Genomic DNA, 24106 nt, shown 5'->3' with positions numbered 1-24106 from the left:
CATGCTGCTGCGGCTGCTAAACGGAGCGGCGCTGCTGGCGTGGCCGTTTCTGGTGTGGTTAACCCTCACCCAGCCACAGTGGCGCGGCGTGACGGGCCTGCTGGCGCTGCTGTTTGTGCTGCGCGTCTGGACGCTGCGCCGCGCCGCCGGGCCGATGGCGCGTGTGATGCTACTGCTGGCGCTGGTGGGCAGCGCGTTATGCCTCGCCAGCCTGCTGCTGCGATCGCAACATCTGCTGCAGTGGTATCCGCTGGTGGTCAATGCATCGATGCTGCTGCTGTTTGGCGCGTCGCTGTGGAGCCCCATGCCGCTGGTGGAACGGCTGGCACGGCTGCGCGAACCGGATCTGCCACCGCGCGCGGTGCGTTATACCCGCCGCGTGACGCAAGTGTGGTGCGGCTTTTTCATCTTCAACGGCAGCGTGGCGCTGCTCACCTGCCTGCTCAATGATGTCACGCTCTGGACACTCTGGAATGGGTGCATCAGCTATCTGTTGATGGGCACGCTGATGGGCGGCGAATGGCTGCTGCGTCAGCGCATAAGGAAACAGGCATGAACTTACATAGCCTCCGCGACTGGTTCAGCGCGCCGGATCGCATGGTGGCCTGGCACGGCCAACAGCAACATACGCTGCATACCTTGCGTCAGCAGGTACGGGCGCTGGCCGATCGGCTGCAAAACCAGCCCGGCCAATATTGGGCGCTGTGCTTTGATAACAGCTATGCGTTTACCGCCGCGCTGCTGGCGCTGTGGCACGCCGGTAAAACGCCGGTGATCCCCGGACACTGTCGCGCGGCCCAGCTGGAAGAGATGGCCGACAGCCTGGATGGCGTGATCAGCGATATGCCGCTGGCAGTCGCGCTGCCGCAGCTGCGCTGGGACGGCGCGCTGGCGAGCGGTGCGTTACCGCCGATCGCCGCCGACGCCACGCTGGTGTTGTTCACCTCTGGTTCGACCGGCACGCCGCGTCGCGTAGTGAAATCGCTGCGCGCGCTGGATCTTGAAGCCCGCTGGCTCTCCAGCTTGTGGGGCGCACGCTTACGTGATTGCCATGTGATTGCCTCCGTCAGCCATCAACATCTGTATGGCCTGAGTTTTCGCATCGTGCTGCCGATGGCGTTGGGTTTACCCTTTGCCGCGCAGCAAATTTTCTACAGTGAACAGCTGGCCGATCATTCACCCGATCGTCGCTACGCGTTTATCAGCAGCCCAGCGTTTCTGCGGCGTCTCGATCCTGCATTGGCCGGGCCGCGCTGCGAACTGATCGTGTCCGCCGGTGGTGCGTTGCCGTGGACGGCGGCGCAGCATGCGCAACAGGCGCTGAGCTGCACGGTTGATGAAATTTATGGCAGCACCGAAACCGGCGTGATTGGCTGGCGCTGCGCCCACGAGGAGAACGCGCTGTGGCACTGTTTCCCGCAGATCACCTTGCGTGAGCAGGACGCCGGACGCTGGCGAATATTTTCCGCCTTGCTGGAAACCGACGCCGGTTGCGCGCTCGACGATCGTATCGTGCAGCAGCCGTCCGGCCAGTTTCAGCTGGCGGGACGTCAGGATCGCGTGGTGAAGATCGAAGATAAACGCGTATCGCTGAGTGAAATTGAACGCCGCCTGCTGGCGTTGCCCGGCGTGGAAGATGCCGCCGCGCTGGCGATTCAGCGTCACGGTCGTCACGCGATTGGCGTGGTGCTGGCGCTGCCTGAGATGCTGGATGCGGCGACGCTGCATCAGCTAAAAATTGAGTGGAAACGCGCCCTGCAACCCTGGCTGGAGCCGGTGGCGATTCCGCGCTATTGGCGCGTGGTGACGTCGATTCCTGTCACCGCACAAAGTAAACGCGCCTGGCCACAAATTGAGGAGTTATTTGATGCTGCCGGTTGAACTGCATGCCGAACAGCAGGGCGATGCACTGATATTGCGCCTGCACGTTGTTGCCGATCTCTTTTGGTTTCGCGGCCATTTCCCGACGCTGCCAATTCTGCCCGGCGTGGCGCAGCTCGACTGGGCGCTGCATTACGGCCTGACGCGTTTAGCCATCGGTAAATCTTTCGCCGCGGTTGACAATATCAAGTTCCAGCAGCCGGTGCCGCCGGATGCCGAACTGGCGTTACAGCTGCAGTGGCAGGCAGAAAAATCGCTGCTCAGTTTCAGCTACAGCCTGATCAACGGTGACGTGGCGACGGTGGCCAGCAGCGGGAAGATCCGCCTGTGTTGAGTTCTCACTTCACGCCTTGTGTGCTGATTCCCTGCTATAACCACGGCGCGATGCTGGCGTCGGTGCTGGCGCGGCTGGCACCGTTCAACTTGCCAGTGATTCTGGTGGATGACGGCAGCGATGCCACCACCAAACAGCAGATTGCGGCGCTGGAGGCACCGCAGTTGCGGGTACTGACGCTACCCCACAATCAGGGCAAAGGCGCGGCGGTGATTGCCGGGATGCGCGCGGCGGCGGCGGCGGGTTACAGCCACGCGCTGCAACTCGATGCCGATGGCCAGCATCAGGTGGAAGACACGCCGCGTATGCTGGCCGAAGCGCAGCGTCATCCGCACTGTCTGATCTCCGGTCAGCCGCTTTACGACGCCTCGATTCCCAAATCGCGCCTCTATGGCCGCTACATCACCCATTTCTGGGTGTGGGTGGAAACGCTGTCGTTCTCGCTGAAAGACAGCATGTGCGGCTTCCGCGTCTATCCGCTCGCGCCATCGCTGGCGTTGTGCGATCGCCGTCCCATTGGTCAGCGCATGGATTTCGACACCGAAATCATGGTGCGCCTCTATTGGCAGGGCACGCCGAGCCGTTTTATCACCACGCGCGTGACCTATCCGGCCAGCGGCGTATCGCACTTTGATGCGCTGCGGGACAACCTGCGCATCTCATGGATGCACACGCGGCTGTTCTTCGGCATGTTGCCACGCATCCCGCAGTTACTGCGTCAGCGTAGTGATGCGCAACACTGGTCTGCAACGCCGGAACGACGCGGGCAGAGCGGTTTGCGCTTTATGCTGTGGCTCTATCGCCGCGCCGGACGCTTGCCTTTTATCTTGCTGCTGTGGCCGGTGGTGGCGGTTTACTGGCTAACCGGACGCACCGCGCGCGCCGCCTCGCAGCAGTGGCTGAAGCGAGTGCGGGCGATGGCGCAGCAGCAGAACATCGCGCTGCCTGCGCCGCTCAGCAGCTATCGTCACTTTCTGCGTTTCGGCTACAGCATGCTGGATAAAGTCGCTAGCTGGCGCGGTGACCTGCAATGGGGACGCGACATTGATTTCGCGCCAGGTGCGGAAGCCACCATTCGTGCCGCCGAGGGCAAAGGCCATCTGATTCTGGCCTCGCATCTCGGTGATATCGAAGCCTGCCGCGCGATGGCCAAACAGGTCAGCGGATTGGTGATTAATGCGCTGGTGTTTACTGACAATGCGCAACGCTTCCGCGAGGTGCTGGAGAGCATTGCACCGCAGGCGGGCGTCAATCTGCTGCCGGTCACCGATATCGGTCCGGACACCGCCATTCTGCTGCAGCAAAAACTTGATGCCGGTGAATGGGTGGCAATCGTTGGCGATCGTACCGCCGTGCATCGCCAGCGCGGCGGCGAGCGTCGCGTGGTGTGGAGTGAATTTATGGGCCATCCTGCACCGTTTCCCCAGGGACCGTTTGTGCTGGCGGCGGCGTTGCGCTGTCCGGTGCTGCTGATGTTTGCCCTGCGCGAACAGGGGCGATTGCGGGTGCACTGCGAAGCCTTTGCCGATCCGCTCTCGCTGCCGCGCGCCCAGCGCCAGCAGGCGTTACAGGCCACCGTCGATCGCTACGCCGAACGGTTACAACAGCACGCGCTGATGGCGCCGCTGGATTGGTTTAACTTTTACGATTTCTGGACGTTGCCCGAGGAGAAAAGCCGCGATGAGTGAAAGCAACTACCGCGCTGAGGTGGACATTACCGTGTCGTTTCACGACTGCGATCCGATGGGCGTGGTGTGGCACGGCAACTATTTCCGCTTTTTTGAAGTGGCGCGCGAAGCCTTGCTGCGCAGCGTCAATTACAGCTACGGCGAAATGGCCGCCAGCGGCTACGTCTGGCCGGTGGTCGATACCCATGTGAAATACCGCCAGCCGCTGCGCTGCGAAGAGGTGGTCCGCGTCGTCGCCAGTATCAGCGAATACGAAAACCGTTTACGCATTGATTATGTGATCCGCAACGCGGCGGGGCAGGTGACCACCAAAGCACACACGCTGCAGGTGGCGGTCAATGCAGCGACGCAGGAGATGTGTTTTGTCTCGCCCGATATTCTGTTTGAACGCCTGGGAGTGAAACCGTGATCAGAACCCTTTGTCTGCTGCTGCTGGTGATCTGCGCCAACGCCAGCGCGGTTACGCTCGAGCAGTTGCAACAGCGCTTCGCCAGCCAACCGGTGATCCGCGCCAATTTTGTTCAGGTGCGCACCATTGCCGGGATGGCGCAGCCGCTGGTGTCACGCGGTCAGCTGCTGATCGCCCAGCAGCAGGGTTTGTGGTGGCAACAAGCCACGCCGTTCCCACTGATGCTGATCCTCGATGATAAGCGCATGGTGCAGAGCATGAGCGGCCAGCCGCCGCAGGTGATCACCGCCGACAGCAATCCGCAGATGTTCCAGTTCAACCATTTGTTACGCGCGCTATTCCAGGCAGATGAAAAGGTGCTGCGTGAGAATTTTGCGCTCGATTTCCATGATCTGGGCAACAACCGCTGGCAACTTGGTTTGACGCCGAAAGCCGCGCCGCTGAATAAGATCTTTAACCGTATCGATCTGCAAGGCGAGGCGTTTCTTAATCGCATCACGCTGGATGATAAGCAGGGCGATAAAACCGAGATCACCCTTAGCGCTACCCGCACCGAACCGAAACAGTTAACCGATGAAGAGCGAGCCCGTTTTGCCCCAGCGCAGTGAAAAAACCGTTGCGCTGCTGTGGCTGGCGGTGTGCCTGACGTTAGCGCTGGCGCTGGCGGTTTTGCTGCCGCGCAGCCAGCTGAACAGCAGCGTGCTGGCGTTATTGCCGCAGCAAAACCTCGGGCAGGCACCAGCGGAGATTCAGCACGGCTTTATGCAGCGCCTCGATCGTCAACTGGTGTGGCTGGTAAGTGCCAACGATCACCACGGCGATGCGGTTGCGGCTTGGTGGCAAGCGCAGCTGCAAGCCTTGCCGATGCTGACACAGGTAAGCGGCGCGCTGGATGACGATCAGATGCAGCGCTGGGGCGCCTATGCGTTTCAACATCGCAACGGCTTGATCGATCCGGCCACGCGCGCGCGCTTGCAGAACGGCGGTGACGCGCAGGCCGACTGGATTCTGGCGCAGCTGTTCTCGGCTTTCGCGAGCGTCGGCAGCAAAGAGATCGGCCACGATCCGCTGCTGCTGGTGCGCGGCGCACAGCTGGCGATGCAGCAGAACGCCAATAAAATGCTGCTGCATAACGGCTGGCTGACGGTCAAGGATGCGCAGCAGCGCCGCTGGTATTTCCTGCACGGCGAGCTGGCGAGCAATGCTTTCAGTATCAAAGAGAGCCATCAGCTGGTGACCGCGCTTAATCAGCTGGAGCAACAGCTGAAAACCCGCTGGCCGGATGCGCAACTGCTGACGCGTGGCACGGTGTTGTTTAGCGACGATGCCAGCCAGCGCGCGCAGCAGGATGTCGAAACCCTCGGCAGCGCAACGTTAGCGGGGTTGCTGCTGCTGGTGTGGCTGGTGTTCCGTTCATTACGGCCGCTGGCGCTCTGTGCATTGTCGGTGGCGATGGGCGCGATGGCGGGCACGGTGCTGACGCTGCTCTGTTTTGGTGAGCTGCATCTCACCACCTTAGTGATGAGCCTCAGCATTGTGGGTATCTCGGCCGATTATACGCTCTACTATCTGACGGAACGCATGGTGCACGGCGAGCAAGCCACGCCGTGGCAAAGTTTGCATAAGGTGCGTGGTACGTTGCTGCTGGCGCTCGGCACCACGGCGATTGCCTGGCTGTTGATGCTGCTGGCACCGTTCCCCGGCTTGCGCCAGCTGGCGGTATTTGCCGCCAGCGGATTAAGTGCTTCCTGCCTGACGGTGATCTGTTTTTATCCGTGGCTGGTACGCGGTTTACCGGTGCGGCCGATTCCGGCCATGGTATGGCTGGCGCGCTGGCTGGCCGCGTGGCGACGCAATAACGGGCTGAAGCGCGGCTTACCGGCGCTGGTGGCGATCTATGCGCTAAGCGGCATGCTGCAACTCAAGGTCGATGATGATATTGCCCATCTGCAAAGCGCCCCGGCGCAGCTGTTAGCGCAGGATCGTCAGCTGGCGCAGCTGACCGGTCAGCAGGCCGATCAAACCTGGTTTGTGGTGTGGGGCGATAATGAACAGCAAGCACTGCAACGGCTGAGCGCGCTGGCACCCAAGCTGCAACAGGCGCAGCAGCAAGGCTGGTTCAAAAGTTATCGCGTGCTGCCGCTGAGTTCGCTGGCGCAGCAGCAGCAGGATGTAGCGCTGCTACAGCAGGCTGCACCAACCATTCTGGATCGATTGAAGCAGGCGGGCATTACTGTAGCGAATGCTAATCTCAGCGCCATGCCGGTGACCGCCGCCGACTGGCTGGCGAGCCCGCTGAGTGAAGGCTGGCGGCTGCTGTGGCTGTCGTTGCCGGACGGACGCAGCAGCGTGCTGGTGCCGATCGGCGGCGTTAAGAACAGCGCCGCGTTGCAGCAGCTGGCATCCCAGCAGGCGGGTGTCAGTTGGGTTGATCGCAAGGCCAGCTATGATGAACTGTTCCGCTTTTGGCGCACGCTGCTGAGCGGATTGCTGGCGCTGGCATTATTGCTGATTACCGCCAGCTATATGCTACGGTTGGGCGTAAAAGCCGGGATGCGCAGCGCGCTGCCGTCGTGGCTGTCGCTGGCGGCGGCGCTGGCGACGCTGGGCTGGATCGGCGCGAGCCTCAATCTGTTTGCCTTGCTGGCGCTGATTCTGGTGCTGGGCATCGGCATCAACTACACGCTGTTCTTCAGCAATCCGCGCGGCACGCCGTTAACCTCCATGCTGGCGGTGACGCTGGCGATGATGACCACGCTGTTAACGCTAGGCATGCTGGTGTTCAGCAGCACCGCCGCCATCAGCGGTTTTGGCACCGTGCTGTGCAGCGGGATTTTTTGTGCATTCTTGCTGGCGCCGTTGGCGCTGGCTCCGGGGAAAAGGAAGCAACGATGAAAATGGGCATTTTGCTGCTGTTGAGCCTGCTGGTAAGCGGCTGCGCGCAGCATCAGAGCGACCTCAATCGGCCAACCGCGTGGCTGAAACCGGGCGTGCGCGTCACGTTGCCGGCGCCGGGCATCTCGCCCGCGTTTCAGCAGCAGCAGTTGCTGACCGGCCACGCCAAAGGCAAAACCCAGTCGCTGCTGGTGCTGCTGAGCGCGGATTCACAGCAGCTGAGCCTCGCCGGTTTGTCATCGCTTGGCATTCGCCTGTTCCGCGTCACCTATGATAAAAACGGCATTCACACGCAGCAGATGATGGCGCTGCCGGAAATGCCGCCCGCCAGTCAGGTATTGGCGGATGTGATGCTGAGCCACTGGCCGATCAGCGCGTGGCAGCCGCAGTTGCCGCGTGGCTGGACGCTGACCGACATCGACGATCGCCGCGAGCTGCGCGATCCCGCTGGCAAGGTGGTAACGCTGATTCGCTATCTGCAGCGTGGCGAGTTGCGTGAGCCGATCAGCATCGATCAACGTGCGTTTGGTTATCAGATTCAAATCCAACATCTGGATGCCTCATCATGATTTACATCTCCGCCTTTGGCATGGTGAATGCGCTGGGCAACAACCTGGCGCACATCGCCACACAGCTGCAAGCGGGCCACGCGCCCGGCATGCAACCGCGTGACGGCTGGCTGCAAGACGGCAAACGCTGCTGGCTGGGCGAAGTGCAGGGCGCGTTGCCGCTGATTCCTGCCGCGCTGGCGGCGCATAACACCCGCAACAATCAGCTGCTGCTGGCCTCGCTGGCGCAGATACGCCCGGCAGTGGATGCGGCGATCGCGCAATATGGGCGCGATCGCGTGGCGATTGTGCTTGGCACCAGCACCTCCGGCGTGGATGAAGGCGATCGTCAGGTGGATGACGCCTTGTCGGGCTACGATTACCGCATGCAGGAGCTTGGCGATCCATCACGCTTCCTGGCGCATTTTTTAGCGCTGGACGGTCCGGCTTACACCATTTCGACTGCCTGCTCATCCAGTGCGCGCGCCATAATCAGCGGCCAACGTTTGATTGATGCTGGTTTAGCGGACGTGGCGCTGGTGGGCGGCGCGGATTCGCTGAGTCGCATGCCGATTAACGGCTTCGCCAGCCTGGATTCGCTTTCTGAACGTCACTGCGCGCCGTTTAGCGCCGATCGCGACGGCATTTCGATTGGTGAAGCTGCCGCGCTGCTGCTGCTGACGCGCGAAAAGCATCCGCTGGCGCTGCTCGGCTGCGGTGAATCGTCGGACGCGTGGCACATGTCGGCACCGCATCCTGAAGGCGTCGGCGCCGAGCGCGCTATGCTGATGGCGCTGCAACAGGCGGGTTTACAGCCGCAGGATGTTGGTTACATCAACCTGCACGGTACCGCCACGCCGCTGAACGATCAGGTGGAATCTGCGGTGATTCATCGCCTGTTTGGTGAACGCGTGCCGTGCAGCTCAACCAAACACCTGACCGGCCACACGCTGGGCGCGGCGGGCGCGACCGAAGCGGCTTTAGCCGCACTGATTCTGCAGCAGCAGCTGCCGCTGCCGCCGCAGGATTTCTCGTTGGCGGCACGCGATACCTCGCTGCCGGCGTGCGGTTTGATCACCACGCCGCAGCTTTTGGCGCGCCCGGTGATTGCCTCAAATTCGTTTGCTTTTGGCGGGAACAATACCTGCCTGATTGTAGGAAAGCCTCATGAGTGATTTTCTGCCGGTAGATGCTTATCTGCCGCATCGTGCACCGATGCTGCTGCTGGATCGCGTCATCCAGGTTAGCGACGACAGCGTGATCTGCGAAGTCAGTATCAACGCGACAGGCGTGCTGGCCCCTTTTCTCACCGCACAGGGCGATTTACCGGCGTGGTACGGCGTGGAAATCATGGCGCAGACCGTTGGCGTCTGGTCGGGCTTTCATGCGCGTCAGCGCGGCGGCGATGAGATTCGTCCCGGCATGCTGCTTGGCGGACGCGGTTATCGTGCCAGCAGCGCCGCTTTCGCCGCCAACAGCACGCTGCGCGTTGAAATGCGTCTGCTGATGCGTGACGACCGATTGGGCAGCTTTGAAGGGGAGATCCGCTGCGGCGAGGCGATCATTGCCAGCGGGCGGCTGAATACCTATCAGCCCAATGAACACGAGTTAATTCAATTGCAACAAGGAGTTCAGCCATGACACGCAGCGTTTTAGTGACCGGCGCAAGTAAAGGTATTGGCCGCGCCATCGCACTGCGTCTGGCGCAGGATGGCTTTGAGATAGTGGTGCATTATCACCGCGACAGCGCCGGTGCCGCGCAGACGCTGGCTGAGATTGAGGCGGCAGGCGGATGTGGGCGCACCTTGCAGTTTGACGTGGCGCAGCGCGATGTCACACGCAGCGCACTGGAACAGGATATCGCCGCACACGGCGCCTACTACGGCGTGGTGAGCAATGCGGGCATCACGCGCGATGCGGCGTTCCCGGCCCTGACCGATGACGAGTGGGACAGCGTGATCCACACCAATCTCGACAGCTTCTACAACGTGATTCATCCGTGCGTGATGCCGATGATTGGCCTGCGCAAGGGCGGACGTATTATTACGCTCTCCTCGGTATCGGGGATCATGGGCAATCGCGGCCAGGTCAACTACAGTGCGGCCAAAGCCGGCATTATCGGTGCCACCAAAGCGCTGGCGATTGAGCTGGCGAAACGCAAAATTACCGTTAACTGCATCGCGCCCGGCTTAATTGATACCGGCATGACCGATCTTGAGCCGCTGGTGATTGACGAGGCGATGAAGCTGATCCCGATGAAGCGCATGGGCGCGGCGGATGAAGTCGCCGGACTGGCCAGCTACTTAATGTCGGACATCGCGGGCTACGTCACGCGTCAGGTGATTTCAATCAATGGAGGTATGCTGTGATTCAGCGCGTAGTGGTAACCGGCATGGGCGGCGTGACCGCTTTTGGTGAGCGCTGGAGCGCGGTGGCTGAGCGGATCAAACAGGGCAAAAATGCGGTGCGCCATATGCCGGAATGGCAAGTGTACGACGGCTTGCACACGCTGCTCGGCGCGCCGGTGGACGACTTTACGCCGCCAGCGCATTACACGCGCAAACGCATTCGTTCGATGGGGCGCGTGTCACTGATGGCGACGCGCGCCACCGAACTCGCGCTGGAGCAGGCCGGTTTGATCGATCATCCGGTGCTGACCAGCGGTGAAACCGGCATTGCTTATGGCTCCTCCACCGGCAGCACCGGACCGGTGAGTGAGTTCGCCACTATGCTGACGGAAAAGCACACCAACAACATTACCGGCACCACTTACGTGCAGATGATGCCGCACACCACCGCCGTTAACGCGGGCCTGTTCTTTGGCCTGCGCGGCCGGGTGATCCCGACGTCCAGCGCCTGTACGTCGGGCAGCCAGGCGATCGGCTATGCGTGGGAAGCGATTCGTCACGGTTATCAAACCGTGATGGTGGCGGGTGGGGCGGAAGAGCTGTGTCCATCCGAAGCGGCGGTGTTTGACACGCTGTTCGCCACCAGCCAGCGTAACGACGCGCCGCACACGTCGCCCGCGCCGTTCGACCAGCAGCGCGACGGATTAGTGATTGGCGAAGGTGCCGGCACCTTGATCCTCGAATCGCTGGAACATGCGCAGGCGCGCGGAGCCACCATTTATGCCGAGCTGGTGGGTTTCCACACCAACTGCGATGCCGCGCATATCACCCAGCCGCAGCGTGAAACCATGCAGATTTGTATCGAGCGCGCGCTGAAAACCGCCGGCGTCACGCCGGGGCAGATTGGCTATATCAATGCCCACGGCACCGCCACCGATCGCGGCGATATCGCCGAGAGTCAGGCCACCGCAGCGATTTATGGCAACAGCACGCCAATCTCTTCGCTAAAAAGCTACTTTGGCCATACGCTGGGCGCGTGCGGGGCGCTGGAAGCCTGGATGAGCATTGAGATGATGCGTGAAGGCTGGTTTGCGCCGACGTTGAATTTGTCACAACCGGCCGCTGAATGCGGTGAACTTGATTACATCATCGGTGAAGCGCGCCAGATTGAGACAGATTACATCCAATCCAATAACTTTGCCTTTGGCGGGATTAACACTTCGCTGGTGTTTAAACGCTGGCGCGAAGGCTGATAGCAGGGCGCCATGAATGGCGCTTGTTAGTTAAGTCCGCGACGAACGCATGCCTGCTGCTTCGGTACATGTTGTTGAAAAGGGCACAGTTGCCAGAGGCGCTGGCGCGTCTGCTGCGGCAAAAGGGCTATTCGCAGCGCTGAGGCTTTTACGTTGGGCCAGGAGCCTCACGCATGGATGCGTGAGGCAGTTCGGTGTCGGCCAGTGAAGGCCGATCCGCGAACGGTCCGTTGGCACGACGTGGAAGCCGAAGGCACCGCGCTAGCGGCGCGAGGACGGCCCGTGACGCAGCAGATGTGTCAGAGCCCGCTACCTAGTCAAAGCAAAACCCTTTCTTCAGTGATAAGCATTGGTCGCCATGAATGAATGGCGACCCTACAAGACCGGGCAGGGTACCTATTGCACCACTCCTCCATGATATGAACGCAAAAAGTGGGATTTTTCTTGCTTTCGCACAACGACTGCGCATAATCGCAAACCGCAATAATAATGATTATCACTTCGTTTGCATTAGGGGATCCCATGCGCACTATGCCTTTCAATCCCGGACTGAAACCGACGCTGTTGGCCGTAATGGTCAGCGCCGGTTGTTTGCCAGTGATGGCTGCTACCACCAACACCACAACCTCAACTGACGCGAAAAACGAGCAGCAGACGCTGACCGTGACCGCGACACCGCAAACCGATTTCAAACCAGGCGGCAACGATCTGGTACCGGCTTTCCTCGATGGCCAGGTTGCACACGGCGGCCGCCTTGGCATGCTGGGTGAGCAAAACGCCATGGACGTGCCGTTTAACGTCATTGGTTTTACCTCGAAAATGATTCAGGATCAGCAGGCGCAAACCATCGGTGACGTGGTGCGCAACGATGCTGGCGTGCAGAATCTGAAAGGCTACGGCAACTTTGCCGAGAGCTATCGCATTCGTGGCTTCAAGCTGGACGGCGATGCCATGACCTACGGCGGCCTGGCGGGTATCGTGCCGCGTCAGGTGATGGATGCCTCGCTGATTGATCGCGTGGAGATCTTTAAAGGGGCTAACGCCTTGCTGAACGGTTCGACGGAGAGCGGCGTCGGCGGCATGATTAACCTCGAGCCGAAGCACGCTGATGATACGCCGCTGACGCGCATCGGGGTGGATTACACGTCCGGTTCCCAGGTGGGCGGCACCGCCGATATTGGTCGTCGTTTTGGCGACAACAACCAGTTCGGCGTGCGTCTGAATGCGGTTAACCGCGAAGGCGGCACCGAGGTAGATGGCGAGAAAAAACGCACCACCGCTGCGTCACTCGGCCTGGATTATCGTGGCGATCGTCTGCGTACGTCGCTCGACGTTGGCTACCTGAAAAAGACCTTCCACGATGCGCGTAACGGCGTCAACATCAGCGGCATCGATTTCATTCCTGATGTGCCGTCCAACGCGAAAAACTACAGCCAGAAGTGGGTGTTCAGCGATATCGAGTCGGAGTTTGGTCTGGCGAAAGCCGAATACGATCTGACCGATCAGTGGACCGCCTATGCGGGCCTCGGCGCGCAGCACACACATGAAGTGGGCAACTACGGCATTCCGAAGATCCGCGACAGCGCCGGCAACGCCACCATTGGTCGCTTCCGCACCAATCGCGTGCAGGACAACATGAGCGGCATGGTTGGACTGCGTGGTGATTTCACCACCGGTCCGGTGACGCATAAAGTGAATTTCGGTTATTCGGCGATGACCACGAATGCGAAAAACAGCTATCGCATGTCGTCGGGCAACGATGCCAACGTAAATATTTATCACCCGCAGGATGTGGCTGAACCGGATAGCGTGTTCGCCGGTGGCGCTAAGTTCAGCGATCCGCTGACCACTTACCGTTCACGTTCGCAAGGCTACCTGCTGAGCGATACGCTGGGCTTCTTTGATGACACCTTGCTGGCAACCGTCGGCGCGCGTCATCAAAAAGTGGTGGTGCGTAACTACGGTTATGACGGCGTTGAAGATACCGCGACACGTTTCGACAGCAGCCGTTGGTTGCCGGCCTACGGTTTGCTGTATAAAGCCACACAAAATATCTCGCTGTATGCCAACCATACCGAATCGCTGACGCCAGGCACCGCCGCGCCGTTTACCGCCACCAACTACGGTAGCGTGACCGGCATCGTACATGCTAAGCAGAACGAAGTGGGTGTCAAAGCGGACTTTGGTCGCGTCGGCGGATCGCTGGCGCTGTTTGAAATCAAACAGCCGGTTGGCGTGCTGAACAATTCGGTCTACCAGCTGAATGGCGAGCAGCGCAACCGTGGCGTGGAGTTGAACGTATTCGGTGAGCCGGTGCTGGGCCTGCGTCTTAACAGCAGCGCCACCTGGATCGATCCGGATATGACCAAAACCGGTGACAGCGATCAGGATGGCAAAAACGCCATCGGCGTACCGCGCTTCACTGCGGCGCTGGGTGCGGAGTATGACATCAAGCCGGTGGACGGTTTGACCGCCACAGCATTGCTGAACTACACCGGTTCACAATATGCCGACCTGGCAAACAACATGAAGCTGGATGATTACACCACGCTGGATTTGGGTCTGCGTTACCGCATGAAGGTTAACCAGAACGATATGGTGTGGCGCGTGGGCGTGGATAACGTCACGAATGAGAAATATTGGGCCAATGTTGATGATAGCGGCACCTATTTGTCGCAGGGTGAACCACGCACGGTGAAGGTTTCACTCAGCTACGATTTCTAATCTGCTCTCCAATGGGGCGCGCCTGCGCCCCATTATTTCTCCGCCAGAAATTTTCCTGTAACTTAGGGCGCATTGCATTACACTCTGTGCGGCAATCCTGCGCGAAAACTCGCCTTTATTTTTGAGTCATCATGAGTTCACCTGCACCACCAGACGACCACGACGAACCTTATCGGCAGCCGCTCGACGACGCGCTCTTCGCCATTGTGGTGCTTGCAGTCACTTCGGTTACGCTTATAATCTTCGTCCTGATGATTACGCTGTGGATGAGTTAAGGTCAGCACCGGGAAAAGGAAGCCTGCAAGGAGATGTCGATGGAATCCAGCGATGACAAACTGATCGCCATAATTGGCCTGCTCTCCGCCTGTTTAATTGGCGTGGTGTTTCTCTTCACCATGACCTGGCTCACCGACGTGCGTCACCCCGCGGATCCTTCACTCGATGTGCAAACCTGCCCGCAAAAACCCGCCACTACGCAACAGTCTTAGCTTTTTGTCTGCCAGTTCTGCCACTTAATCTGTTGACTGCGCAACTCCAGCGCCAGCGCCTCATGCAGGGTGCGATTGCCATTGGGATCGCCGAGGCCAAACAGCGCGCCCGGTGAACGCCGATCGTCGGCCCACGCCGGATACTCCACCACCGGATAGAGCGAAATCCCTTCCAGCGCCACGCCGTGATCCAGCGCCAGACGCGCTTCTTCACTGATCTGCCGCAGCCAGGGCGCTCGCGCATCACCTTCGGCTCCGGTTTCGGCCAGAATCATCGGGCGCTGATAACGTTGCCAGCACTGCATTAACAAACGGTGCAGCGGTTGGCGCGTCGGATGGTCGATTGGCATGGTTTCGCCTGAGAAAAACCAGTGATTGTCGGGATAGTAATTAAGACCCAGAATATCGAGGAAATCCGCGCGGCCACCCAGTTCCGGCGCATCGCGTCCGCCAATCCAATCCCAGGCTTCAAACTGCGCCTGATGCTGCGCGTCGGCATAAGGTTTGCTGTCAGGGTTATCGGGATCGGTCGCCACCTGCACCAGCGGATCGGTCAGCACAAAGCGGGCATCGGGATAAACCTCGCGAATGGCGTGCATCGCCGCCAGCGAGGCGCGCACTAATTGGCGCTTCAGCTCACGACCGCGATCGCTGGCGTAGGGATCGAGCCAGGAAACATCCGCGCCGGCCCACGACCAGAATGAGATCTGATTGATCGGCGTGAAAAAGGGCTTTTCGATGCCTTCATCGCGCATCAGTTGCGCCATCGCGCGGGCGAAGCGTTCAAAGTGATCGATAAAGCTGGCTTTCCAGATATCCAGGTGATCGGGATAGCCAAAGTGCGCCAGCTCCCAGATAATCTGCATATCGTGACGCGCCGCGGCGTGCACCATCGGCAGAAAGGTGCGCCAGTCATATTCGTTGGGCACGGCTTCAATCAGATGCCAGCGAGCGCCATCGCGCGCGGTGTGCAAACCTTCCTGCGCCAGTGCGGCATAATCTTTCTCCAGCAGCATGTCGTGGCCGCTGCTGATCACCATATCGAGCCGACGTCCGCCTGCGCGACGGGCGGTTGAACAGGGAAAACTGCCCTGAAAGAAACTGCGGAACAGCTGAGGGTGATGGCGCAGGGATTGCTGAGTCATAATCCTCTCCTCACATTGAGCGCCGGATGCAGAATGCAGAACGCCTGGCTAAGTCTAGACTAAATTGACGGTGCGCCATTGGGCAGAAAAGGAAGCCTCCGATTGCTTCTTCGCGCATTGATACCAACAATAATAGGTCCACAGCTTTCAGGGATTCACTATGAGTGAAGCAGCAACCTCTTTGCCGCCTGAGGAACATTCGGGCAACCGGCTGAAACCGAGTGTTGAGGCGCGTTGCGCACGACATCCGGGCATGAGCGGCATCCATCCGCTTAACGATGGATTGGACGCTTTTGCTGCGCGCTATCAGTTGATGAGCATGGCGCAGCACACCATTGATGTGCAGTACTACATTTGGCACAACGACATGTCCGGCCGCTTGCTGTTCAGCGCGCTGCTGGACGCCGCCGAGCGCGGGGTGAAAGTGCGATTGCTGCTGGATGACAATAACACGCCGGGTTTGGATGAGACGCTGGCGGAACTCGATCGCCACGCCAATATCGCCGTGCGCCTGTTTAATCCGTTCTCGTTCCGCACGCTGCGCGCGCTCGGTTATCTCACCGATTTTTCCCGCCTCAATCGACGTATGCACAATAAGAGCCTGACGGTGGATGGCGCGGCGACGCTGGTGGGCGGGCGCAATATCGGCGACGAATATTTTGGCACCGGCGATGAACCACTGTTTACCGATCTCGATGTCCTGGCGATTGGTCCGGTGGTCGACGAAGTGACGCAGGATTTCGAACGCTACTGGCGCAGTAAAGCGGTATCGCCGCTGCGCAAAGTGGTTGATGTGAGCGGCGATGCGCATCAGGCAGTGCGCTTGCCACAAGAGTGGCAGCAGAGTGAAGCGGTGGAGCGCTATCTGGCACGGTTGGAGCACTCGTCGTTTATCAGCCAGATGGAGCAGGGCGAGTTGGAGATGACGTGGGCGGAATCGCGCCTGCTGAGTGATGATCCGCGTAAAGGGCTCGGCAAAGCAAAACGCCGCAGTCTACTGCCGCAGCGCATGCTAGAGGTCATCGGCACGCCGCAGCAGCAGTTCGATATTATCTCGGCCTATTTTGTCCCGACGCGATCTGGCGTGGCGCAGCTGCTGGCATTGAAGCGTCGCGGGGTGAAGATTGCCATCCTTACCAATTCGCTGGCGGCCAATGACGTCACGGTGGTGCACGCCGGTTATGCGCGCTGGCGCAAAAAACTGCTGCGCCACGGCATCGCGCTGTATGAACTGAAGCCGCAGGACAATCCGCAAACCGCGCCACACGATCGCGGTATCACCGGTAATTCAGGTTCCAGTTTGCATGCCAAAACCTTCACCGTGGACAATCGCAAAGTATTTATCGGCTCGTTCAATTTCGATCCGCGTTCCGCCATGCTGAACACCGAAATGGGGTTGGTGATTGAGAGTGAAGCCCTGGCGCAGCAAACGCATCAGCGCTTTATTGCCGGGATGCGCGATCGCGCCTGGACGCTACGTCTGGATAAGTGGGGACGCGTCAATTGGGTCGAGTTTGCTAACGAGCAGGGCGAAGTGGTGCACAAACATGAACCGCAATGCACGCTGCTGCAGCGCTTGCTGGTGCGACTGGTGTGGCGCTTGCCGGTTGAGTGGTTGCTTTAGATAAAAAGGGCCAGCTTAGCGGGCCCTTTTTTCATTTGCGTTGCGGCTTACCGGAGAACAGGAAGCGCAGCAGCGGAATGCGCAGATGGATTTCATACAGCGTAAACGCCACGCCAAATACCATCAGTAAGCCGACGAAGAAGCCGAGCGTGTTGTTGCCGATGTGCGGCGTGATGTAGATGCCGTACAAAATGGTCAGCGGATGGTGTACCAGATAGATAAACAGCGAGGCATTCACCAGATACATGATGCGCGGCGAATGGCTGTTCAGCAGCTTATGGCCGAAGCTAAAACAGACGTTTAGCATGCACAACCCCATCAGCGTCGAAATGATCATATCGATTTCATACAGCCAACCTTCACCGCTGCTGTAACGCTGATTCAGGCTATAGGCGATGAATACTGCGATAGCGCCAAAGCACATCACCGGATTAAAGCGCACAAACAACGCTTTCAGCGCCTGATGCTTCCAGCTCAACGCACCCAGCATAAAGAACGGCAGGAACATCAGCGTTTGCATCACGGCAATGCTGAACAGGCCATCGGCAAACACGGCCGGAACGAAATAAAACAGCACGCGGCGGAACGCACACCAAATTAAGGCATAAGTCAGTAGCGCCAGCGTCAATTTGCCCCAGCCAATTTGCTGATAATCGATGCTGCGCTGCTGCTTATTCAGCCAGCGAAACGCCACCATACCGAACGTCGTCAGAATCACCAGTACCAATAAAAACCACAGATGAGATATCAGCTCCCACGCCAGCGTGTTGTACTTGTCGTACAGCGAGAAACTGTTCCAGTCGCCGATTTTATCGGTGAGATTTTTGGTGATGAAAAACTGCGGCAAGGTAATCAGCGGCACGGCAGTCAACATCGGGATGCCGACACGCTCCAGACGCACTTTCAACCAGCGCTGCGGCTGGTAGCGTAAGTAGAGCATGTAGGAAAAATAGCCTGAAATAACAAAGAACACCTGCATGCGGAAGGCGTGAATAAAGTCGTTCAGCACCGTCAACCACATTGAGGCGTCATGGCTGTTCACGGCCCATTTCTGCGTGGAGTAAATCAGGGAGACGTGAAAAGGCACGCCCAATAACATTAAATACGCGCGAATCGAATCGAGGAAATATTCACGTTCGGGTTTAGCTGAACTCATAATCTTCCAATAGTCAGTTTACTTGCCGGTTTCGCCCTGAAACCGGATTATGCCGAAGGAAAATTCTACCGGCTGTAAACAGGGTATACTATCAGGTGAATCTGTATGTGATTTTGCGGGGTTTAATTATCCTAAAAGCACATTTTCAGCTTACAAATCAGCGGAACAATCTATTACATACGCTGTCGGAAAACCGAATAATCCTTTAAGATAATCGGGTTTGATCTAAGCACACGAAAGGGGGGGATGTGCTGAATAATGTGAATAATAAAGTGGGACTGGTAAAGATGCGCTGGGTAGGCGCGGCAGTTCTGCTGGCTATGTATGCCAACAATAGTTGGGCGTTTAACATTGATGATGTTGCAAAACAAGCCAAGGCGTTGGCAGGGAAAAGTTTCGAAGCGCCAAAAAGCAATTTACCCTCTCAGTTTCGTGAAATGAAGTTTGCTGACTATCAGCAGATCCAGTTTAACCACGACAAAGCTTATTGGGGCAAACTGCGCACGCCGTTTAAGCTTGAGTTCTATCATCAGGGCATGTATTTCGATACGCCGGTGAAAATCAACGAAGTGACGGCGTCTTCAGTACGTGAAATTAAATATAACCCTGACTACTTCAATTTCGGCAACGTAAAACACGATGCTGATGCAGTCAAAAACCTCGGCTTTGCTGGGTTTAAGGTGTTGTATCCTCTAAATAAAAAGGGCAAAGACGACGAGATCACCAGCTTCCTCGGCGCCAGCTATTTCCGTGTGATTGGCGAGGGCCAGGTGTACGGTCTTTCGGCACGTGGACTGGCGATTGATACCGCCTTGCCGTCGGGCGAAGAGTTCCCGCGCTTTAAAGAGTTCTGGATTGAGCGTCCAAAACCGCAGGACAAACAGCTGGTGATCTATGCGCTGCTGGATTCGCCACGCGCGTCCGGTGCCTATCGTTTCATCATCAAACCGGGCAAAGAATCGACGGTTGATGTGCAATCCAAAGTTTATCTGCGTGATAACGTCGGCAAACTGGGCGTGGCGCCACTGACCAGCATGTTCCTGTTTGGTGCAAACCAGCCTTCGCCAGTGACCAACTTCCGTTCTGAGCTGCACGATTCAAATGGTCTTTCGATTCATGCCGGTAACGGTGAGTGGATTTGGCGTCCGCTAAATAACCCGAAACATCTGGCGGTTAGCACTTTTACCGTTGAGAACCCGAAAGGTTTTGGTCTGCTGCAGCGCACGCGTGATTTCAGCCGTTTCCAGGATCTCGACGATCGCTATGACCTGCGCCCTAGTGGCTGGGTTGAGCCGCAGGGTGATTGGGGTAAAGGCCGCGTTGAACTGGTCGAGATTCCAACTGCCGATGAAACCAACGACAACATCGTTGCGTTCTGGACGCCGGAAAAACTGCCAGAGCCGGGCAAAGAGATGAACTTCCAGTATCGTCTGCACTTCACCCGTGACGAGAATCAGCTGCACACAGACGATATCGCCTGGGTAAAAGACACGCTGCGCTCTGCCGGTGATGTGAAGCAGTCGAATCTGGTGCGTCAGCCGGATGGTTCTATCGCCTTCACCATTGATTTCGTTGGCAAAGCGATGAGCAAGCTGCCGGAAGATACGCAAGTGGCGCCGCAGGTGAGCGTGGGTAACAACGCTGACGTGGTTGAGCAGAGTGTGCGCTACAACCCGGTGACCAAAGGCTGGCGTCTGGTGTTGCGTCTGCGTGTGAAAGATAACAAGCAGCCGACTGAGATGCGTGCGGCGCTGGTGAGCGGCGACAAGACATTGACGGAAACCTGGAGCTATCAGCTACCTGCCAATGAATAAATCGATATTTCTACCTCAATCTTACGTGGAGGCTCTGCCGCTTGATGCGGCAGGGCGCGCCCGTCTCAGCGATTCGCTGCAAAATGCGCAGGCGTTCCACGCTATTCATACGTCGCTGGGGCAAGATAACGCCGCCAGCGAGCGCCCGGATGATGCGCCGCTGAAATCGGTGTCATCCCGTGTGCAAATGGCCTGGCCGGACTCACTGGCGGATGGTCAGCAGCTCAGCAAGGATTATCTCGATCGCACCACACTGAAGGCGATGCCGAAAGTGAAGCGTTCGCTGATGTTCCCGGAGATCTGGCGCACCAACCCGATTGCGCGCGCCTGGGATTCCCTGCGCGGCCAGAAATCCACCCCACGCTATGCCACCGTTGAAGAGCAGAAAAACGAGGACAAGTGGCGCCACGTTGGCTCCATGCGTCGTTACGTACTGCTGATTCTGACGATTCTGCAGACCGTGGTGGCAACCTGGTACATGAAAACCATTCTGCCGTATCAGGGCTGGACGCTGATCGATCCTATCGAGATGTTCAACCAGAACTGGCTGCAGTCGGTTGAGCTGATCCTGCCGTACATCCTGCAGACCGGGATTCTGTTCCTGTTCGCCATCCTGTTCTGCTGGGTTTCAGCCGGTTTCTGGACCGCGCTAATGGGCTTCCTGCAGCTGCTGATCGGTCGCGATAAATACAGTATTTCGTATTCGACAACCGGCGATGAGCCACTGAATCCGGAACACCGTACTGCGCTGATCATGCCGATCTGTAATGAAGATGTAGAACGCGTGTTTGCTGGCCTGCGTGCGACCTGGGAATCGGTCAAACGAACTGGCAATGCCGAACACTTCGACGTCTACATTCTGAGCGACAGCTACGATGCCGATATTGCCATCGCCGAGCAGAAAGCCTGGATGGAGCTGGTGCGTGATGTCGGTGGCGCCGGCAAGATTTTCTATCGTCGTCGTCGTCGTCGTGTGAAGCGTAAAAGCGGCAACATCGATGACTTCTGCCGTCGCTGGGGCAGCAACTACAGCTACATGGTGGTGCTGGACGCCGACAGCGTAATGAGCGGTGAGTGTCTTACCGGTTTAGTGCGCATGATGGATGCTAACCCGAACGCCGGTATTATCCAGTCTTCGCCGAAAGCGTCAGGCATGGATACGCTGTATGCGCGTTGCCAGCAGTTTGCTACCCGTGTGTACGGTCCGCTGTTCACCGCTGGTTTGCACTTCTGGCAGTTGGGTGAATCACACTATTGGGGCCATAACGCCATCATTCGTGTGCAACCGTTTATCGAGCACTGTGCGCTGGCACCGCTGCCGGGTGAAGGTTCCTTCGCGGGTTCGATCCTGTCGCATGACTTCGTTGAAGCCGCGCTGATGCGTCGTGCCGGTTGGGGGGTGTGGATCGCCTACGATCTGCCAGGCTCCTATGAAGAACTGCCGCCGAACCTGCTGGATGAGCTGAAGCGTGACCGTCGCTGGTGCCACGGTAACCTGATGAACTTCCGTTTGTTCCTGGTAAAAGGGATGCATCCGGTTCACCGTGCGGTGTTCCTGACGGGCGTAATGTCCTATCTCTCTGCGCCGTTGTGGTTCATGTTCCTCGCGCTTTCTACTGCCTTGCAGGTGGTACACACGCTGATGGAACCGACCTACTTCCTGCAACCACGCCAGCTGTTCCCGGTGTGGCCGCAGTGGCGTCCCGATCTGGCGATAGCCTTGTTCTCAACTACGTTGGTGCTGTTGTTCCTGCCGAAATTGTTGAGCGTGGTGCTGATTTGGTTCAAGGGAGCGAAACCTTATGGTGGCGCCATCCGCTTGTTCTTCTCGCTGATTCTGGAGATGCTGTTCTCAGTGCTGCTGGCGCCGGTACGCATGCTGTTCCACACCGTGTTTGTGGTCAGCGCGTTCCTTGGCTGGGAAGTGGTGTGGAACTCGCCGCAGCGTGATGATGATGCGACGCCGTGGAGCGAAGCTTTCCGTCGTCATGGTTCACAGATGCTGTTGGGTCTGGTGTGGGCGGGCGGTATGGGCTTCCTCGATCTGAACTTCCTGTGGTGGCTGTCGCCGATCGTCGTCTCACTGATCCTGTCGCCGTTTGTGTCGGTGATGTCGAGCCGTGCAACGGTAGGGCAGAAGAGTAAGAACGCCAAACTGTTCCTGATCCCGGAAGAGTATGAGCCGCCTAAAGAGCTGGTTGATACCGATCACTATCTGCAGATCAATCGTCAACGCGCGCTGAAAAATGGCTTTATGCATGCACTGTTTAACCCGGCGTTTAACGCGCTGGCGACGGCGATGGCAACATCGCGTCATAAGCAGAGCGATTTACTGGATCATGCGCGTGACCGTCGTGTCGATCAGGCACTGAGCGATGCGCCAGAGAAACTGAATCGCGAGCAGCGTTTGCAGCTGATTAGCGATCCGGTGGTGCTGGCTCGTGTGCACTCACGCCTGTGGGAAAGCGCGGACAAATATCATCAGTGGGTGGAAAGCTATCAGAAGCTGAAGCTCAATCCAGAGGCGCTGCCACAGCGCTGAGGATGAGAAAGTAGAAAGCGGCAGAAATGCCGCTTTTTTTTCGCCAGAAATATGACGCAATCTTTACGTGTTAAGGAGTGGTCATCGTCCCTGCGAGATGGTTAAACTAACGCCAGTTCATTGTGAGTAAATGTTGTGAATTATTTCCTGAAAATAACCGCGCTCAGCGCCGCCATTCTTCTGCTCACCGGTTGTGGCAGTATCATCAGCCGCACCTTTCCCGGACAAGGTCACGGCAACCAATATTATCCCGGCGTGCAGTGGGACGTTTGTGACGGACCGTGGCGCGTGCTAACCATTATCGATTTGCCGCTGTCGCTGGTGATGGACACGCTGTTACTGCCCGTCGATGCCAGTCACGGTCCGTACGAATAAACGTTATTACAGGTTGTCAGAAGGGCTGTTGTCGTCTTCCCACTCTTGTGCCGCCGCTTCGCCCTCTTCAAGGTCACGCGGTGGTTCCAGCTGGAACTCGCCGTCGTCCCATTCGTGCAGCGTATTTTCCGCCTGCCACTCCTGACGCAGTTCGACTTCATCAAAATCGCCATCAAAGATGGCTTGTGCGGCGTCTCCGCTTGAGATTGGCAGGCATTCACCCTGACCGTCCTCTTCCGCGAAAAATTCGGCCTGCCACATAATGTCGCCATCCTGCATCACGTACTTCTGCAGGGCGAACTGGCTTACACTGGCATCTTCTTCAGCGATCTCTGGTTGGCTGGCGAGAAACTCTTCACGAGCGGCTTCAATGGCTTCTTCAAGGGTGGTAAACAGGCTCATCATCAACTCCATGTCTGTAAAAAAGGGATTTCACAGAAGGATAGACGAAAAATCGTGAAGTGCAGGGCGGAGAGGAAATATCAGTTGGGCGGTTGCGTGAAATTCAACCGCCCAACCGGTCAGGCTATTTTCTGCGGGAAGTGCAATACCGGACGTACTGATTCGTGAATAATTGGAGCAGAGTAACGAATACAACATTTAATACAGGGCTTAACCTTTTTAAAATTAATACGCGCGGTTGATAATGCCTGATTTAAATTATATAGAGTGCCAATAAATACCATGTCCTCCTTTACGGGTAAGCGTTTGCACTCTTTCCGATGCAGAAGATGATAACCTTCCTGATCGGTACTGATCGTCACGTAGTAGTAGATACCTTTATTCATATTATATTGTCCTGAGATATATTTGCTGTGTGTAATCTTTTTATATTTTTTAAAAGTGAACGGATGAAGCTAAGTACTGCAATCGAAATTAACT

22 protein-coding genes are annotated in these 24106 nt (G+C 57.8%); 18 read left to right on the top strand and 4 right to left on the bottom strand.

The annotated features are described in order from the left end of the window. Position 1: 1 nt before the first annotated feature. The 14 genes from PZBJ_RS01585 to PZBJ_RS24185 all read left to right on the top strand — a co-directional run bounded on the left by PZBJ_RS01585 (position 2) and on the right by PZBJ_RS24185 (position 14568). Complete coding sequence (locus tag PZBJ_RS01585) at positions 2 to 556, top strand: COG4648 family protein (RefSeq protein ID WP_101760885.1); 555 nt, start codon at positions 2 to 4, stop codon at positions 554 to 556. Further along, on the top strand, positions 553 to 1881 hold the full coding sequence (locus PZBJ_RS01580; RefSeq protein ID WP_101760884.1) for an AMP-binding protein: 1329 nt from the start codon (positions 553 to 555) through the stop codon (positions 1879 to 1881). The genes PZBJ_RS01585 and PZBJ_RS01580 overlap by 4 nt, the downstream gene beginning before the upstream one ends. Further along, on the top strand, positions 1868 to 2215 hold the full coding sequence (locus tag PZBJ_RS01575; RefSeq protein ID WP_101760883.1) for an ApeI family dehydratase: 348 nt from the start codon (positions 1868 to 1870) through the stop codon (positions 2213 to 2215). The genes PZBJ_RS01580 and PZBJ_RS01575 overlap by 14 nt, the downstream gene beginning before the upstream one ends. After that, positions 2209 to 3903: a glycosyltransferase family 2 protein gene (locus PZBJ_RS01570; RefSeq protein WP_101760882.1), complete on the top strand. Its 1695-nt coding sequence runs from the start codon at positions 2209 to 2211 to the stop codon at positions 3901 to 3903. The genes PZBJ_RS01575 and PZBJ_RS01570 overlap by 7 nt, the downstream gene beginning before the upstream one ends. Continuing rightward, positions 3896 to 4312, top strand: coding sequence for an acyl-CoA thioesterase (locus PZBJ_RS01565; RefSeq protein WP_101760881.1), 417 nt, complete (start codon positions 3896 to 3898; stop codon positions 4310 to 4312). Before PZBJ_RS01570 ends, PZBJ_RS01565 begins: the two co-directional genes overlap by 8 nt. Further along, positions 4312 to 4920 (top strand): outer membrane lipoprotein carrier protein LolA, encoded by a 609-nt coding sequence (locus PZBJ_RS01560; protein WP_370445552.1) that lies wholly within the window; start codon positions 4312 to 4314, stop codon positions 4918 to 4920. The genes PZBJ_RS01565 and PZBJ_RS01560 overlap by 1 nt, the downstream gene beginning before the upstream one ends. Next, complete coding sequence (locus tag PZBJ_RS01555; protein ID WP_101760879.1) at positions 4886 to 7207, top strand: MMPL family transporter; 2322 nt, start codon at positions 4886 to 4888, stop codon at positions 7205 to 7207. The genes PZBJ_RS01560 and PZBJ_RS01555 overlap by 35 nt, the downstream gene beginning before the upstream one ends. Then, entirely contained in the window at positions 7204 to 7776 is a 573-nt protein-coding gene (locus PZBJ_RS01550; protein WP_101760878.1) for a DUF3261 domain-containing protein, read from the top strand. The genes PZBJ_RS01555 and PZBJ_RS01550 overlap by 4 nt, the downstream gene beginning before the upstream one ends. Next, a complete protein-coding gene (locus tag PZBJ_RS01545; protein ID WP_101760877.1) occupies positions 7773 to 8930 on the top strand; it encodes a beta-ketoacyl-[acyl-carrier-protein] synthase family protein in 1158 nt (385 codons plus the stop codon). The genes PZBJ_RS01550 and PZBJ_RS01545 overlap by 4 nt, the downstream gene beginning before the upstream one ends. After that, positions 8923 to 9396, top strand: coding sequence for a hotdog family protein (locus PZBJ_RS01540; RefSeq protein ID WP_101760876.1), 474 nt, complete (start codon positions 8923 to 8925; stop codon positions 9394 to 9396). Before PZBJ_RS01545 ends, PZBJ_RS01540 begins: the two co-directional genes overlap by 8 nt. Continuing rightward, positions 9393 to 10124, top strand: coding sequence for a 3-ketoacyl-ACP reductase FabG2 (locus tag PZBJ_RS01535; RefSeq protein WP_101760875.1), 732 nt, complete (start codon positions 9393 to 9395; stop codon positions 10122 to 10124). Before PZBJ_RS01540 ends, PZBJ_RS01535 begins: the two co-directional genes overlap by 4 nt. Then, a complete protein-coding gene (locus PZBJ_RS01530) occupies positions 10121 to 11356 on the top strand; it encodes a beta-ketoacyl-ACP synthase (RefSeq protein ID WP_206098187.1) in 1236 nt (411 codons plus the stop codon). The genes PZBJ_RS01535 and PZBJ_RS01530 overlap by 4 nt, the downstream gene beginning before the upstream one ends. A 522-nt stretch (positions 11357 to 11878) precedes the next feature. Next, a complete protein-coding gene (locus PZBJ_RS01525; RefSeq protein WP_101760874.1) occupies positions 11879 to 14080 on the top strand; it encodes a TonB-dependent receptor in 2202 nt (733 codons plus the stop codon). 314 nt (positions 14081 to 14394) lie between these two features. Then, positions 14395 to 14568 carry a hypothetical protein gene (locus tag PZBJ_RS24185; protein ID WP_167391168.1) on the top strand — a complete coding sequence of 58 codons (174 nt, stop codon included), beginning with the start codon at positions 14395 to 14397 and terminating at the stop codon, positions 14566 to 14568. Here PZBJ_RS24185 and PZBJ_RS01520 read toward each other — a convergent pair. Next, positions 14565 to 15713 (bottom strand): glycoside hydrolase family 1 protein, encoded by a 1149-nt coding sequence (locus PZBJ_RS01520; protein ID WP_101760873.1) that lies wholly within the window; start codon positions 15711 to 15713, stop codon positions 14565 to 14567. The two genes, PZBJ_RS24185 and PZBJ_RS01520, sit on opposite strands and share 4 nt — an antisense overlap. Before the next feature lie 160 nt (positions 15714 to 15873). Between PZBJ_RS01520 and PZBJ_RS01515 the strand changes: the two genes are divergently transcribed. After that, positions 15874 to 17337, top strand: a complete 1464-nt coding sequence (locus tag PZBJ_RS01515; protein WP_101760872.1) for a phospholipase D-like domain-containing protein — start codon at positions 15874 to 15876, stop codon at positions 17335 to 17337. Positions 17338 to 17368: 31 nt separating this feature from the next. Here the strand turns inward: PZBJ_RS01515 and mdoC are convergent, their stop codons facing one another. Then, positions 17369 to 18493, bottom strand: a complete 1125-nt coding sequence (gene mdoC / locus PZBJ_RS01510; RefSeq protein WP_101760871.1) for a glucans biosynthesis protein MdoC — start codon at positions 18491 to 18493, stop codon at positions 17369 to 17371. Between the two features lie 278 nt (positions 18494 to 18771). Between mdoC and PZBJ_RS01505 the strand changes: the two genes are divergently transcribed. From PZBJ_RS01505 to PZBJ_RS01495, 3 genes are all read left to right on the top strand, one after another. Next, positions 18772 to 20307 (top strand): glucan biosynthesis protein G, encoded by a 1536-nt coding sequence (locus tag PZBJ_RS01505; protein WP_206098190.1) that lies wholly within the window; start codon positions 18772 to 18774, stop codon positions 20305 to 20307. Then, positions 20300 to 22849, top strand: a complete 2550-nt coding sequence (gene mdoH, locus PZBJ_RS01500) for a glucans biosynthesis glucosyltransferase MdoH (protein ID WP_101760869.1) — start codon at positions 20300 to 20302, stop codon at positions 22847 to 22849. Before PZBJ_RS01505 ends, mdoH begins: the two co-directional genes overlap by 8 nt. A gap of 135 nt (positions 22850 to 22984) precedes the next feature. Beyond that, complete coding sequence (locus PZBJ_RS01495; protein ID WP_101760868.1) at positions 22985 to 23224, top strand: YceK/YidQ family lipoprotein; 240 nt, start codon at positions 22985 to 22987, stop codon at positions 23222 to 23224. 6 nt (positions 23225 to 23230) lie between these two features. On the opposite strand, the gene PZBJ_RS01490 is transcribed toward PZBJ_RS01495, so the two are convergent. Continuing rightward, positions 23231 to 23626: a MysB family protein gene (locus PZBJ_RS01490; protein ID WP_101760867.1), complete on the bottom strand. Its 396-nt coding sequence runs from the start codon at positions 23624 to 23626 to the stop codon at positions 23231 to 23233. Positions 23627 to 23745: 119 nt separating this feature from the next. Next, the gene (locus PZBJ_RS01485) at positions 23746 to 24012 is read right to left on the bottom strand and encodes a hypothetical protein (protein ID WP_008103132.1); all 267 of its coding nucleotides are present in this window, start codon (positions 24010 to 24012) and stop codon (positions 23746 to 23748) included. Positions 24013 to 24106: the final 94 nt, after the last annotated feature.

Source organism: Pantoea endophytica, from assembly GCF_002858935.1.
In the GTDB taxonomy this organism is placed as follows: domain Bacteria; phylum Pseudomonadota; class Gammaproteobacteria; order Enterobacterales; family Enterobacteriaceae; genus Pantoea; species Pantoea leporis.
This window is presented reverse-complemented; position numbering and strand designations above follow the sequence as displayed.

Bases quoted from the DNA above. Each gene is read 5' to 3' on its own strand.
- PZBJ_RS01585 (WP_101760885.1), top strand. From the start codon at position 2: ATGCTGCTGCGGCTGCTAAACGGAGCGGCGCTGCTGGCGTGGCCGTTT.
- PZBJ_RS01515 (WP_101760872.1), top strand. From the start codon at position 15,874: ATGAGTGAAGCAGCAACCTCTTTGCCGCCTGAGGAACATTCGGGCAAC.
- PZBJ_RS01580 (WP_101760884.1), top strand. From the start codon at position 553: ATGAACTTACATAGCCTCCGCGACTGGTTCAGCGCGCCGGATCGCATG.
- mdoH (WP_101760869.1), top strand. From the start codon at position 20,300: ATGAATAAATCGATATTTCTACCTCAATCTTACGTGGAGGCTCTGCCG.
- PZBJ_RS01490 (WP_101760867.1), bottom strand. From the start codon at position 23,626: ATGAGCCTGTTTACCACCCTTGAAGAAGCCATTGAAGCCGCTCGTGAA.
- PZBJ_RS01545 (WP_101760877.1), top strand. From the start codon at position 7,773: ATGATTTACATCTCCGCCTTTGGCATGGTGAATGCGCTGGGCAACAAC.
- PZBJ_RS01575 (WP_101760883.1), top strand. From the start codon at position 1,868: ATGCTGCCGGTTGAACTGCATGCCGAACAGCAGGGCGATGCACTGATA.
- PZBJ_RS01550 (WP_101760878.1), top strand. From the start codon at position 7,204: ATGAAAATGGGCATTTTGCTGCTGTTGAGCCTGCTGGTAAGCGGCTGC.
- PZBJ_RS01535 (WP_101760875.1), top strand. From the start codon at position 9,393: ATGACACGCAGCGTTTTAGTGACCGGCGCAAGTAAAGGTATTGGCCGC.
- PZBJ_RS24185 (WP_167391168.1), top strand. From the start codon at position 14,395: ATGGAATCCAGCGATGACAAACTGATCGCCATAATTGGCCTGCTCTCC.
- PZBJ_RS01555 (WP_101760879.1), top strand. From the start codon at position 4,886: ATGAAGAGCGAGCCCGTTTTGCCCCAGCGCAGTGAAAAAACCGTTGCG.
- PZBJ_RS01565 (WP_101760881.1), top strand. From the start codon at position 3,896: ATGAGTGAAAGCAACTACCGCGCTGAGGTGGACATTACCGTGTCGTTT.
- mdoC (WP_101760871.1), bottom strand. From the start codon at position 18,493: ATGAGTTCAGCTAAACCCGAACGTGAATATTTCCTCGATTCGATTCGC.
- PZBJ_RS01485 (WP_008103132.1), bottom strand. From the start codon at position 24,012: ATGAATAAAGGTATCTACTACTACGTGACGATCAGTACCGATCAGGAA.
- PZBJ_RS01520 (WP_101760873.1), bottom strand. From the start codon at position 15,713: ATGACTCAGCAATCCCTGCGCCATCACCCTCAGCTGTTCCGCAGTTTC.
- PZBJ_RS01525 (WP_101760874.1), top strand. From the start codon at position 11,879: ATGCGCACTATGCCTTTCAATCCCGGACTGAAACCGACGCTGTTGGCC.
- PZBJ_RS01540 (WP_101760876.1), top strand. From the start codon at position 8,923: ATGAGTGATTTTCTGCCGGTAGATGCTTATCTGCCGCATCGTGCACCG.